This window comes from Sphingomonas sp. BK036 (assembly GCF_004216825.1).
In the GTDB taxonomy this organism is placed as follows: domain Bacteria; phylum Pseudomonadota; class Alphaproteobacteria; order Sphingomonadales; family Sphingomonadaceae; genus Sphingomonas.
The window spans coordinates 462434-475285 of record NZ_SGXR01000005.1 but is presented as its reverse complement, the minus strand read 5'-3'; the positions used below and the strand labels follow the sequence as shown (position 1 = coordinate 475285).

Sequence of the window (12852 nt, the reverse complement as noted above, 5' to 3'; positions counted from 1 at the left end):
ACAGAGGTGGCGAACCGCGCGTCGGGCAACGCGCGGTTCGGGTCAGACGGTCGAAAGCAGAGTCGGTGGGCCGCGCAGCGGCGGACGCAGATGCGGCGCGCTGGCGTGGACGGGGGGACGGACCGGGCGCACGCCGATCGCAATGACAAACGCGATCGCCGCGACGAGCAGGACCGCATCGACGCTGGCCAGCGCCTGCGCCGACAGCCCCGAAAACGCGCAGGGCAGCTCTGTCTTGCCGTGGCCGGTGGACGGATCGTGGTCCGGCATCGCATGGTCCGACATCATCTGATCGGGCATGCCCATGTCCATCGTAGCGGTCATCGGCGCGGCGCCCGGGCACAGCGTGATCGCGATGTGGCCGGACTGATTTGCGATCATGTACCCCGTGGGCACCAGCAGCTTCATCGCCAGTGCCGCCACGCACAGCCATCCCGCGAGCAGCGGGCAGGACGAAAAGAGACGGCGGATCGCGGGCACGGCGCACGGGTAGACCGCATCACGGGGGCTGTCACTGAGGCATCCTGTCCACCGGTCCGGCCGCGGCCCCCGAATTCTTTCGTTCGCGTGGACCCGGCCGCGGACGAGGATCGTTGACCGTGCAGAACTATGACTATCAAACAAGGATTTGCTATGAGCGACCCCGCAGAGCGCAATCCCGGCAACGGTGGCGAAACGCACCAGCAGGCCGGCGGCGATGTGCCCGTTCTCACGACCAACCACGGCGTGCCCGTCTCCGACAACCAGAACAGCCTGAAATCCGGCGTGCGCGGCCCGACGCTGCTCGAGGATTTCGTGCTGCGCGAGAAGATCTTTCACTTCGACCATGAGCGGATCCCCGAGCGGATCGTCCACGCCCGCGGCTCGGGTGCGCATGGCTATTTCGAGGCGACCGACGACATTTCCGACCTGACTAAGGCGGCAGTGTTCAAGAAGGGCACCAAGACCGAGCTGTTTACGCGCTTTTCGACCGTAGCCGGCGGTGCAGGCTCCGTTGATACGCCGCGCGACGTGCGCGGCTTCGCGGTCAAGTTCTACACGACCGAGGGCAACTGGGATCTCGTCGGCAACAACATTCCCGTGTTCTTCATCCAGGACGCGATCAAGTTTCCCGACCTGATCCATTCGGTGAAGATGGAAGCCGATCGTGCCTATCCGCAGGCGGGTTCGGCGCATGACACGTTCTGGGACTGGGCGTCGCTGACGCCGGAATCGACTCACATGCAGATGTGGGCGATGTCCGACCGCACGCTGCCGCGCTCGCTGCGCATGATGGAAGGCTTCGGCGTCCATACGTTCCAGCTCGTCAACGACGAGGGCAAGTCGAGCTTCGTGAAGTTCCACTGGAAGCCGAAGCTCGGTCTTCAGTCGACGATCTGGGACGAGACGCTGAAGCTTCAGGCCGCCGACAACGACTATCATCGTCGCGACCTGTGGGAAGCGATCGATACCGGCGACTTCCCCGAGTGGGAGCTGGGCATCCAGGTGTTCGACAAGGCGTTCGCCGAGGCGCAGCCTTATGACGTGCTCGATTCGACCAAGCTGATCCCCGAGGAGGACGTTCCTGTCCGGATCATCGGCCGGATGGTGCTTGACCGGAACGTCGACAATTTCTTCGCCGAGACCGAGCAGGTCGCGTTCCTGCCGACCAATATCGTGCCGGGGATCGATTTCTCGAACGATCCGCTGCTCCAGGGTCGCCTGTTCAGCTATCTCGACACGCAGAAGTCGCGTCTGGGGACGACCAACTTCCACCAGATCCCCGTCAATGCGCCGCGCAACCACGCGCAGAACTTCCAGCGTGACGGGATGATGCAGACCAAGGTGCCGAAGGGCCGCGCGAATTACGAGCCCAACAGCCTGTCGGTCGTTGGCGAGGACGGTGGTCCGCGCGAGTCGCCTAACGGCTTCGTGACGACGACCAACCCGACCGGTGCGGACGAGCAGGGCGAGAAGCTGCGGATGCGCGCCGAGCTGTTCGGCGATCATTACAGCCAGGCACGCCTGTTCTGGGTGTCGGCGACGGATAACGAAAAGGCGCATATCGCTTCGGCGTTCACGTTCGAACTGTCGAAGGTCGGCCTCGCCCATGTCCAGGAGCGCACCGTCGCCAACCTGCGCAATGTGAACGAGGAACTGGCAACGCGGGTCGCTGATGGTCTGGGCATCGAGCTGCCAGCGGCGAACCCAGCCTATCGTGAGCCGATCGATATGCCTGCGAGCGACGCACTGTCGATCCAGAAGTCGATGAAGGAGACGCTCGAGGGTCGCCAGGTCGGGATCCTGATCGCGGACGGGTCCGACGGCGGCGAGATCGATGCGGTCGTCAAGTCGGTCGAGGCCGCCGGCGGCAAGGCCGTTCTGGTCGCGCCCAAGGTCGGTGGCGCGAAGCTCGCCGATGGCAGCAAGAAGAAGGCGCACGGGCAGCTTGCCGGCAGCCCGTCGCAGATCTTCGACGCGGTCGCGGTGGTGCTTTCGGAGGAGGGCTGCAAGGCGTTGCTCAAGGAAGGGGCAGCAGTCCAGTGGGTCATGGACGCGTTCGGGCATCTCAAGGCCGTCGCGGCCAATGCGGCAGCCAAGCCGTTGCTCGATAAGGCAGGTGTCGAGCCCGATGCCGGTGTGGTCGATCTCGGCCAGATCGCGACAGCGGGCACCAAGCGCTATTGGGATCGCGAACCCAACGTGCGCACGCTGGCCTGATCGCTACATCTGACCTGACGTGGAAAAAAATGACCGGGGGCGCAGTTCATGCGCCTCCGGTTTTTTTTGCGTCCTCGTGGCGACGGGGCTGATGGTTCTTCGGTTCCTTAGCACGGTCGCCGTCAGTCCGGATCGGGGTTATAGCTTCCCGTGACCCTGCGCTGCGGCGCCAGACCGGAGCGCCTTCATCACCCGTCCGATGATCATCCTCGCCATTCTCGGGTACGGCGCGACGCTGTTCGGGATTGCGTGGGTGGTGGACCGGCGGGGCCTGTCGCGGCGGCTCGGGCAGATCGCGTATCCGTTGTCGCTGGCGGTCTATTGCAGCAGCTGGACGTTCTTCGGCGGGGTCGGCACTGCGGCGACGCGCGGCTGGGATTATCTCGCCATCTATCTCGGGCCGGCGCTGGTTTTCCTGCTGGCGCCCAAGTTCCTCGCGCGGCTGATCCGGCTGGCGCGCGAGGAGGGATCGAGTTCGATCTCGGACTTCATCTCCGCACGCTATGGGCGCAGCCGGGGGACCGCGGCGATCGTCGCGGGGACGGCGTTGCTCGCGTCGGTGCCGTATATCGCGCTCCAGTTGCGCTCGGTCACGCTCAGCTTCGGCGCGATCGCGGGCGTCGGGAGTTCGGCGGAGGTCGGCACGTTCGTCGCGCTGCTGCTGGCGGTATTCGCGATCCTGTTCGGTGCGCGGCGGTACGAGGTGGCTGGGCGCAACCCGGGCGTGGTGGCGGCGATCGCGGCGGAATCGCTGATCAAGCTGCTCTGCTTCGTCGTGCTCGGCGTGGTGACGCTGGCCGTGCTCGCCGACGTGCCCGCCGCGACGCTGTCGGCACCGCTGGCGAGGCTTGAAACCGGATTTACCTGGGGCGCGCTGACGTCCGACTTCTGGGTGCGAACAATCTTGTCGGCGCTCGCGATCCTGTGCCTGCCGCGGCAATTCTATGTCGGCGTGATCGAGGCGCGCGGGCTCGATGCGGTGGCGCGCGCGCGCTGGCCGTTCATCGCGTACATGGTCGTCATCTCGCTGCTGGTGCTGCCGCTCGCGCTGGCAGGGATGACGCTGTTGCCGGGCGATGCCGAGCCCGACCTGTACGTGCTGACGGTGCCGTTGCAGCGCGGCGAGCATCTGGTCGCGCTGCTTGCGTTTCTTGGCGGGTTCTCGGCGGCGACGGCCATGGTGGTGGTCGAGACGATCGCGCTGTCGACGATGGCGACGAACGATCTGCTCGCGCCGATGCTGCTCAGGCGGCATGGCGAGGCGGGCGAGGGCGAGCTTGGCCGGCGGATGCTGCGCGTGCGCCGGGTGATCATCGCGGCGATCGTCGCGGTGGCGCTGGTGTACGGGCGGAGCCTCGGCGCGGACCTGCCGCTGGCGTCGATCGGGCTGATCGCGTTTGCGGGCGTCGCGCAGTTCGCACCTGCGCTGATCGCGACGGTCGGGTGGAACTTCGCCAACCACACAGCGGCGCGCGCCGGGCTGATCGGCGGCGTGGTCGTCTGGATCTACTGCCTGTTGCTGCCGTCGATCGGCGAGGGTGTCGGACCGTCTCTCGCGCACTTCACGCGGGGGTGGCTCGATCCCGACGCGTTGCTCGGCTGGCGGTTCGGCTCGCCCTTGGTCAATGGCACGGTTTGGAGCCTTGGCGTCAACGTCGCGCTGATGGCCGGGCTGCATGCGATCGAGCGGCATCGCCGGAACAGCGCGCTCGACCATGTCCGGACGCTCGGCGAACTGCGGATGCTGGTCGCTAGGTTCGTCGGCGAAGGCGAGGCGGAGGCGATCGGCGTGGCGTCCCCCGATCTGCGCGCACCGATCGATGGACCCGCCGCGCGCACCGCCGAGCGGTTGATCGCGGGCGTCATCGGTGCACCGTCGGCGCGCAAGATCGTCGCGTCGAGCATTGCCGGGTCTGCGATGGACGTCAGCGACGTGGTCCGGCTGCTCGACCAGCGCGGGCGGTCGCTACGGTTTTCACGCACTTTGCTGTCGGCGACGCTGGAAACGATCGATCCGGGTGTGAGCGTGATCGACGCGGACCTGCGGCTGGTCGCGTGGAATCCGCGTTATGTCGAGATGTTCGACTATCCCGAGGGCTATGTCGTCGTCGGCCGATCGATCGCCGACCTGATCCGCTACAATGCCGAGCGCGAGGGCAGCGTCGACGATATCGCGGCGCATGTCGGGCGGCGGATGGGGCATCTCGCGCGCGGGACTCCGCATAGTTTCGAGCGGCAACGGCCGTCGGGGCGGTGGATCAAGATGGTCGGGCGGCCGATGCCGGGTGGGGGCTATGTCCAGAGCTTTACCGACATCACCTCGGAGAAGGAGGCGCAGGCCGATCTCGAGGCGCGGGTGGCAGCACGGACTCAGGATCTGGCGCAGTCTAACGCGATGCTCGGCGAGGCGCGCGCGGTGGCGGAGACCGCGACGCGCGACAAGACGCGGTTCCTGGCGGCGGCGAGCCACGATTTGTTGCAGCCGCTGCACGCCGCGCGGCTGTTCTGCGCGGCGCTGGACGAGGGCAAGGCGCCGCATCAGGCGGAGCTGGTGCGCGCGATCGACGGCGCGATCGGATCGGCGGATACGTTGCTGCGTGCGCTGCTCGACGTGTCGCGGCTCGATGCCGGGGGCGTGGTGCCCAAGGTCGAGCGGTTTGCGTTGGGGGCGCTGATCGAGGAACTGGCGGTGCAGTTCCGGCCACTCGCGGGCGAGCGCGGGCTGGTGCTGGCGGCGCATGCCGGCGCGTTCAGCGTCGCGACCGATCGCTCGCTACTGCGGTCGATCCTGCAGAATTTCCTGTCGAACGCGGTGCGCTATTCGGCGGACGGGCGGATCTGGATCGGCGCGCGGCGGCGTGGCGACGACGTGCTGATCGAGGTGCGTGACAACGGACCTGGGATCGCCGCGGCAGACCGCGAGCGGATCTTCGAGGAGTTCGAGCGGCTCGAAAGCAAGGGGAGTGCGGGTGGCGGCGTCGGTCTGGGGCTGGCGATCGTCCGGCGGATCGCGCGGTTGCTGGGGGTAGCGGTGGAATTGCGCTCGGCGCCGGGGCGGGGGACGACGTTCGCGGTACGGGTGCCGATTGCGCCTTCCGGGCTGGACGTCCCGCTGCCGACGCCATCTGCGAAGCGTGCGCTGGTGCCGGGTCTGCGCGTGCTGTGCCTCGACAACGACGTGACGATCCTGGCGGCGCTCGACGCGGCGTTGCGCGCGCGACGGTGCGTGCCGCTGCTGGCGGGGACGATCGCGGAGGCGCTCGAACTGGCCGTGGACGAGGAGCCCGATGTTGCGCTGGTCGACTATCATCTCGACGAGGTGGAGGACGGGTTGGACGTCGTCGCGCGACTGCGGGCGATGGCGCCGGCACCGGCAATCGCGCTGGTGACCGCGGACCGGACGGTTGCGGAGGACGATCGGTGCGCGGGGCTCGTAGTGCTGACCAAGCCCGTCGTGCCTGCGGATTTGTGGCGGTTTATCGAGGACGCGGCGGCGGCGGCGGCGCGGGGGAGTTGAACGCTCCAATCTTGGGCCAATGCGATACGTCATCCTGACGAAAGTCAGGACCCAGGGTACCAGCCGTACCGATTTTGGCTCTGGGTCCTGACTTTCGTCAGGATGACGGGTTGGGGGAGGGCGGGTCGCCCGCCTTAATCGGCGAAGTGGATGTCCATCGCCCTTGCGGCCAGCACGGCCTGTGTTCGGTTCTGCACGCCGAGTTTGCGCAGGATGGCCGTCATGTGGCCTTTTACGGTGCCCTCGGAGATGCCGAGGTCGAACGCCACCTGCTTGTTCAAGCGACCCGCTAGCACCCCGAGCAGGACCTTTAGTTCGGTCGGCGTCAGGCTTGCGACGCGCGTCGCCATGTCGTCGACGGGCGCGTCTTCCGGTGGTGCGTCGCGTTCGCCGGCGAGGGCTCGCGCGACGGCTTTCTCCAGCGCGGCCAGATCGGCGGTCTTCGAGACGAAGCCGACCGCACCATACGCGCGCGCGCGTGGCGCGGCTTCGGCCTCGTCCGCCGACGAGATGACGAGGATCGGCGTGCCGGGGCGTTCGGCATGGAGTAGCGCGACGCCGGCAAAGCCTTCCGACCCCGGCATCCGCAGGTCGAGTAGGATGAGGTCGAGACGCTCCGCGCCGCGGACCGCATCGGCCGCCTCGCAAAGCTGCCCCGCCTCGATCACCACCGCATCGGGCGCGGCGCGGCTGACCGCCAGTTTGAGCGCCTGACGGAACAGCGGGTGATCGTCGGCGATGAGGATCGTGCGCGTCATGCCGGAACTGAAGTGGCCTCCTCGCGGCCCGCGATCAAGGCGTCGACGACCGCGGGATCGGCGAGCGTCGAGGTGTCGCCGAGCTGGTCGAGCTGGTTCTCCGCGATCTTGCGCAGGATGCGGCGCATGATCTTGCCCGATCGCGTCTTGGGGAGCGCGGGTGCGAACTGGAGGATGTCGGGGGTCGCGATCGGGCCGATTTCGCGGCGGACCCACTGGACGAGCTCCTTGCGCAGATCGGCGCTCGGCTCGGCGTTCGCATTGAGCGTGACATAGGCATAGATGCCCTGGCCCTTCAGATCGTGCGGCATGCCGACGACCGCGGCCTCGGCGACCTTGGCATGCGCGACGAGCGCGCTCTCGACCTCGGCTGTGCCCATCCGGTGGCCGCTGACGTTGATCACGTCGTCGACGCGGCCGGTGATCCAGTAATAGCCGTCCTCGTCGCGGCGGCAGCCGTCGCCGGTGAAATACTTGCCGGGATAGGTCGAGAAATAGGTCTGGAAGAAGCGATCGTGATCGTTCCACACGGTCCGCATCTGCCCGGGCCAGCTGTCGGCAATGACGAGGTTGCCCTCAACCGCGCCGTCGAGAACCTTGCCGTCTGCGTCGACCAGTTCGGGGATGACGCCGAACAGCGGCTTGGTCGCGCTGCCGGGTTTCAGCGCGGTCGCGCCGGGAAGCGGGCTGATCATGTGGCCGCCCGTCTCGGTCTGCCACCAGGTGTCGACGATCGGGCAGCGGCCGTCGCCGACGACGTTGTGGTACCAGTTCCACGCCTCCGGATTGATCGGCTCGCCGACCGAGCCGAGGAGGCGCAGCGACTTGCGGCTGGTGCGCGTCACCCAGTCGTCGCCCTCGCGCATCAGCGATCGCAGCGCGGTCGGCGCGGTGTAGAGGATGTTGACCTGGTATTTGTCGACGATCTGCCAGAAGCGGCTGTGGTCGGGATAGTTAGGCACGCCCTCGAACATCACCGTCGTCGCGCCGTTCGCGAGCGCGCCGTACAGCGAATAGGTGTGGCCGGTGACCCAGCCGACATCGGCGGCGCACCAGAAGATCTCGCCCGGGCGGTAGTTGAAGACGTATTCGTGCGTCATCGACGCCCAGACCAGATAGCCGCCACTGGTGTGGAGCACGCCCTTTGGCTGGCCGGTGGAGCCGCTGGTGTAGAGGATGAACAGCGGATCCTCGGCGTTCATCGGTTCGGGGGCGCAGTCGGTCGACTGGCCTTCGACGCACTCATGATACCAGCAGTCGCGGCCTTCGGTCATCGTGACTTTTCCACCAGTGCGGCGGACGACGATGACGGTCTCGACCGCGAGGTCGCCGTGATCGAGCGCCGCATCGACATTGGCCTTGAGCGGCACGGTCTTGCCACCGCGCAGGCCTTCATCGGCGGTGATGACGAGGCGGCTGTCGCAGTCGTGGATGCGGTTGCACAGGCTCTCGGGCGAGAAGCCGCCGAAGACGACCGAGTGGATCGCGCCGATCCGCGCGCAGGCGAGCATCGCGAACGCCGCCTCGGGGATCATCGGCAGGTAGATCGTGACTCGGTCGCCCTTCGTGACGCCGCGCGACTTGAGGCAGTTGGCAAGCTTCGAGACTTCGTCGCGCAGCTCGGCGTAGCTGATCTTGCGGGATTCGTCGGGGTTGTCGCCTTCCCACAGGATCGCGGTCGCGTCGGGGCGGGCGTCGGCGTGGCGATCGACGCAGTTGGCGGCGACGTTGAGCTGACCGTCCTCGAACCAGCGGATGCGGAAGTCGCTCTCGTCGAACGACGTGTCCTTGATCTTGGTCGGGGCGACGATCCAGTCGAGACGCTTGGCTTCCTTGGCCCAGAAGGCGTCCGGATCGGTCGCGGCCTCGGCATACATCCGGTCATAGGCGGCGGCGTCGATCAGGGCGTCCTTCGCCCATTGCGCGGGGACGGGATAGCTTGCCTCGGTCATCTGGCTCTCCTTTTGCCGCGCTGTACGCGGTCGGCCGCGCGCGATCATCCCGCACCAAAGTAAGGGATGGACGGGCGTTCGCAATCCGCCATGGTGGCGAGGCTTATATCCACGCGTAAGACCAGTGGAAAAGTGCGGAGACGGGGATGACATGTATGGTGTTCAAGACACGGCTGGCCTTCACGGCGCTGCTTGCAGGGACCGCGCTGGTACCGGCTGCGGCGCATGCGCAGACGGCGCGTGAGGTCGAGCTCGAGACGCGGCTGAAGGCGCTCGAAGCCGCGGTGCAGGACCTGCGGGGGGAACTGACCGCCGCGCGCGCCACTGCTGCCGCAGCACCGCAAACCGCAGCACCGCAAACCGCAGCACCGCAAACCGCCGTGTCGCCGACCGCGGCACCGACCGCCATGGCATCGTCGCCGACTGCGCCGCATCCGACCGGGCCAAGCGGCCCGACCGCGCCGACCGCGCTGGCGGAGGCCAAGCCCGCCGGACCCGGGCCTGCGCCGACCGACGGGTTCAAGGTCGCGGGCACCACGGTCAAGATCAACGGCTTCTTCAAGACCTGGGCGTCGGTGAGCCGCTACAGTGGCGGCAATATCGCGCCGGAATCGGTCGGTCGTGATTTCTACTTCCCCAGCATGACCCCGGTCGGCGGGCGCAACGAAGGCAACAGCTTCGAATCGCATGCCAAACAGACCCGGATCGTGCTCGCGACGGATACGCCGATCGCGGGGCACAGCCTGAAGGGTTTGCTCGAACTCGATTTCCAGGTCGTGCCCGGCACGCAGGGCAACCAGCGCGTCGTCAGCGGCTATAACCCCGGCCTGCGTCGCGCGTTCTTCACCTACGACAATTGGTTGTTTGGGCAGGAATGGACGACCTTCCAGTATATCGGCGCGTTGCCCGAGACGACCGACTTTATCGGGCCGTCGGAAGGCAGCGTCTTCGTCCGCCAGGCGCAGATCCGCTACACGCGCAAGCTGAGCGACACGCTGTCACTGTCGGTCGCCGCGGAAAATCCCGAAACGGCATCGACCAATCTGGTGTCCGCGGCGGTGGTCGAGAATGCGGATGATCGTCTTCCCGACGTTGCCGCGCGGCTGAACTACAAGACCGCGTTCGGCGAGTTCTCGCTGGCGGGGCTCGCGCGGAAGCTGACGATCGACACGGGACCGCTGAACGAGAGCGCGACGGGCTGGGGCGTGTCGTTCGCGGGGAAGGTGCCGCTCGATGCGTCGGGCCATTCGGACATCCGTTTCATGGTGACGCATGGCGACGGGATCGGCCGGTATGTCGGCCTGAACCTCGCACCCGATGCGGTCTTCTCGGCCGTGTCCGGGGCGGAGGTGCAGACGCCGAGCCTCACCGCGGGGTTCGCGGCGCTCAAGCTGGGCTGGACCGACAAGCTCCGCTCGACCTTTATCGGCAGCGTCCAGTCGATCGACTACCCGACCGGCGGCGAGCCGATCGGCGCGACCGACTCCGCCTGGAGCGCATCGGCCAATCTGTTCTACTCGCCGATCAAGAGCATCGATCTCGGCGTCGAATTTCGCCACGCGCAGCGTGAGCTCGTCAATGGCCAGGTCGGCAAGATGGACCGCGGCGAGCTTGCAGCGCGCTACTCGTTCTAGGGCATGATTTCGCGATCCTTCCCCGCAAGGGGGGGTGTCGCCGAAGGTAACGGAGGGGGAGGGCACGCAACGATGGTCATCGTTTACCGCCCCCTCCGTCTGGCAAGCGCCAGCCACTTCCCCCGCCGGGGGAGGACGAGAGCGGCGGCGCATCGAATTTTTTGCGTTCATTAAGCCGGCGACGATCGGCTGTTCCATCCACCTTATCTGAGAGGATATCGCCATGGCGACGACAACCGGGGACGCATCGCCCCTTGGTCATGCGAAGCAGAGCCAACCCTTGATCATCATCGCGTCGTCGCTGGGCGCGGTGTTTGAATGGTATGATTTCTATCTCTACGGCCTGCTCGCGACGATCATCACCGCGCAGTTCTTTTCGGGCGTCAACGAGACGACCGGATTCATCTTCGCGCTCGCGGCGTTCGCGGCCGGGTTTGCGGTGCGGCCGTTCGGTGCGCTCGTGTTCGGGCGGATCGGCGATGTCGTCGGCCGCAAGAACACCTTCCTCGTCACCATGGCGATCATGGGGCTGTCGACGTTCCTCGTCGGCCTGCTGCCGAGCTATGCCTCGGTCGGCGTCGCCGCGCCGATCGCGCTGGTCGTGTTGCGGCTGTTGCAGGGCCTGGCGCTCGGCGGCGAATATGGCGGTGCCGCGACCTATGTCGCCGAGCATGCGCCCGACAAGAAGCGCGGGCTGTTCACCAGCTTCATCCAGACCACCGCGTCGCTCGGGTTGTTCGCGGCGCTGCTGATCGTCATCGGCGTGCGCACGCTGGTCGGCGAAGAGGCGTTTGCCGCCTGGGGCTGGCGCATCCCGTTCATCGTTTCGATCGCGTTGCTCGCAGTCTCGCTGTGGATCCGCATGCAGCTCGAAGAGAGCCCGGTGTTCCAGAAGATGAAGGACGAGGGCAAGACGTCGAAGGCCCCGCTGACCGAAGCGTTCGGGCAGTGGAGCAACCTTAAGATCGTGCTGATCGCGCTGTTCGGGGCGGTCGTGGGCCAGGGCGTCGTGTTCTACACCAGCCAGTTCTACGCGTTGTTCTTCCTCGAGAAGAACCTGCGCGTCGACGGGCCGACCACCAACATCCTGATCGCGATCGCGCTGTTGATCGCGACTCCCGCGTTCATCTTCTTCGGCTGGCTGTCGGACAAGGTCGGGCGGAAATACATCATCCTGACCGGCTGCGCGCTCGCCGCGCTGACCTACATGCCGCTGTTCCACGCGCTGTCGAAGGCTGCCAACCCCGCGCTTTACGCGGCGCAGGCCAATTCGCCGGTGAGCGTCGTCGCCAACCCCGACGAGTGCTCGGTCCAGTTCGATCCGGTCGGCAAGAACAAGTTCGATAGCAGCTCGTGCGACATCGCCAAGGCGTATCTGGCGAAGGCAGGCATCTCCTATGCCAACGTCATCGCGCCTGCCGGCACCGTCGCGCAGATCCATATCGGCGGCGCGACCATCCCGGTCGTCAACCCGGCGGTCGTGTCGGGCCCTGAAAAGGCCGCAGCGATCAAGGCGTTCGGTACCGAGGTTAAGACCGCACTGACCGCGGTCGGCTACCCCGAAAAGGCGGATCCGGCGCAGATCAACAAGCCGCTGGTCATCGCGATCCTCGTCATCCTCGTGCTGTACGTGACGATGGTCTACGGGCCGATCGCCGCGCTGCTGGTCGAGCTGTTCCCGACCAAGATCCGCTACACGTCGATGTCGCTGCCCTATCATATCGGCAATGGCTGGTTCGGCGGGTTCCTGCCGACCGCGGCGTTCGCGATGGTCGCGGCGACCGGGGATATCTATTACGGGCTGTGGTACCCGATCGTCGCCTGCGCGGTGACCGCGCTGGTCGGGCTGGTGTTCCTGCCCGAGACGTTCCGCCGGTCGCTACACAGCTGAGCGACGACGCTACCGACGACCTGATCGGGCCCGAGGCGCTACGGCGCGCCTCGGGCCCGACGTGTTTTGGGCGTCAGGTTCGAAGCGCGACCACCACCATGCCGAGCAGGCGCGGGGTCAGTCGCCGCATTTGGTCATCGATACGGGCGCGGAATCGATCTTTACGTCGGAGATCGACAGGCCGAGCTTGCCGTCGGTGGCGATCACGAACGGCGCGGTGACCTGCGCCATGTCGATGCCGCGCTTGGCGAAGCATTGCAGCGGGACGATCACCTGCTGCCAGTCGCCGACCTTGGCCGTAGCGAGCGTCCTGGTGATCGGGACGGTGATCGTCTTGCCGTCGGTGCTGACTATGCCGAGCGCGACCGGCGCGGTGGCGGGACGATCGACGCGGACGTCA

Annotated in this window: 8 protein-coding genes; 4 read left to right on the top strand and 4 right to left on the bottom strand. The window is 66.7% G+C overall.

Annotated elements, in window-relative coordinates; genetic code table 11:
- Positions 1 to 42: 42 nt before the first annotated feature.
- On the bottom strand, positions 43 to 480 hold the full coding sequence (locus tag EV283_RS12280; RefSeq protein WP_130325712.1) for a hypothetical protein: 438 nt from the start codon (positions 478 to 480) through the stop codon (positions 43 to 45).
- A 153-nt stretch (positions 481 to 633) separates the two neighbouring features.
- Here EV283_RS12280 and EV283_RS12275 point away from each other — a divergent pair, with 153 nt between their 5' ends.
- Together EV283_RS12275 and EV283_RS12270 are read left to right on the top strand one after the other, a co-directional pair.
- Positions 634 to 2700 (top strand): catalase, encoded by a 2067-nt coding sequence (locus tag EV283_RS12275; protein ID WP_130325710.1) that lies wholly within the window; start codon positions 634 to 636, stop codon positions 2698 to 2700.
- A 199-nt stretch (positions 2701 to 2899) separates the two neighbouring features.
- On the top strand, positions 2900 to 6217 hold the full coding sequence (locus tag EV283_RS12270) for a PAS domain-containing hybrid sensor histidine kinase/response regulator (RefSeq protein WP_130325708.1): 3318 nt from the start codon (positions 2900 to 2902) through the stop codon (positions 6215 to 6217).
- Between the two features lie 134 nt (positions 6218 to 6351).
- On the opposite strand, the gene EV283_RS12265 is transcribed toward EV283_RS12270, so the two are convergent.
- Both EV283_RS12265 and acs read right to left on the bottom strand, forming a co-directional pair.
- Positions 6352 to 6975, bottom strand: coding sequence for a response regulator transcription factor (locus EV283_RS12265; protein WP_107958972.1), 624 nt, complete (start codon positions 6973 to 6975; stop codon positions 6352 to 6354).
- Positions 6972 to 8927 (bottom strand): acetate--CoA ligase, encoded by a 1956-nt coding sequence (gene acs / locus EV283_RS12260; RefSeq protein WP_130325706.1) that lies wholly within the window; start codon positions 8925 to 8927, stop codon positions 6972 to 6974. The genes EV283_RS12265 and acs overlap by 4 nt, the downstream gene beginning before the upstream one ends.
- Positions 8928 to 9082: 155 nt before the next feature.
- Between acs and EV283_RS12255 the strand changes: the two genes are divergently transcribed.
- Both EV283_RS12255 and EV283_RS12250 read left to right on the top strand, forming a co-directional pair.
- Entirely contained in the window at positions 9083 to 10561 is a 1479-nt protein-coding gene (locus EV283_RS12255) for a DcaP family trimeric outer membrane transporter (protein WP_242615940.1), read from the top strand.
- Positions 10562 to 10784: 223 nt separating this feature from the next.
- Positions 10785 to 12452: an MFS transporter gene (locus tag EV283_RS12250; protein ID WP_107958971.1), complete on the top strand. Its 1668-nt coding sequence runs from the start codon at positions 10785 to 10787 to the stop codon at positions 12450 to 12452.
- Between the two features lie 117 nt (positions 12453 to 12569).
- On the opposite strand, the gene EV283_RS19460 is transcribed toward EV283_RS12250, so the two are convergent.
- Positions 12570 to 12806 (bottom strand): putative glycoside hydrolase, encoded by a 237-nt coding sequence (locus EV283_RS19460; protein ID WP_347400220.1) that lies wholly within the window; start codon positions 12804 to 12806, stop codon positions 12570 to 12572.
- Positions 12807 to 12852 lie beyond the last annotated feature (46 nt).

Coding starts and splice junctions, on each gene's coding strand:
- EV283_RS12275 (WP_130325710.1), top strand. CDS start 634: ATGAGCGACCCCGCAGAGCGCAATCCCGGCAACGGTGGCGAAACGCAC.
- EV283_RS12270 (WP_130325708.1), top strand. CDS start 2,900: ATGATCATCCTCGCCATTCTCGGGTACGGCGCGACGCTGTTCGGGATT.
- EV283_RS12265 (WP_107958972.1), bottom strand. CDS start 6,975: ATGACGCGCACGATCCTCATCGCCGACGATCACCCGCTGTTCCGTCAG.
- acs (WP_130325706.1), bottom strand. CDS start 8,927: ATGACCGAGGCAAGCTATCCCGTCCCCGCGCAATGGGCGAAGGACGCC.
- EV283_RS12255 (WP_242615940.1), top strand. CDS start 9,083: ATGGTGTTCAAGACACGGCTGGCCTTCACGGCGCTGCTTGCAGGGACC.
- EV283_RS12250 (WP_107958971.1), top strand. CDS start 10,785: ATGGCGACGACAACCGGGGACGCATCGCCCCTTGGTCATGCGAAGCAG.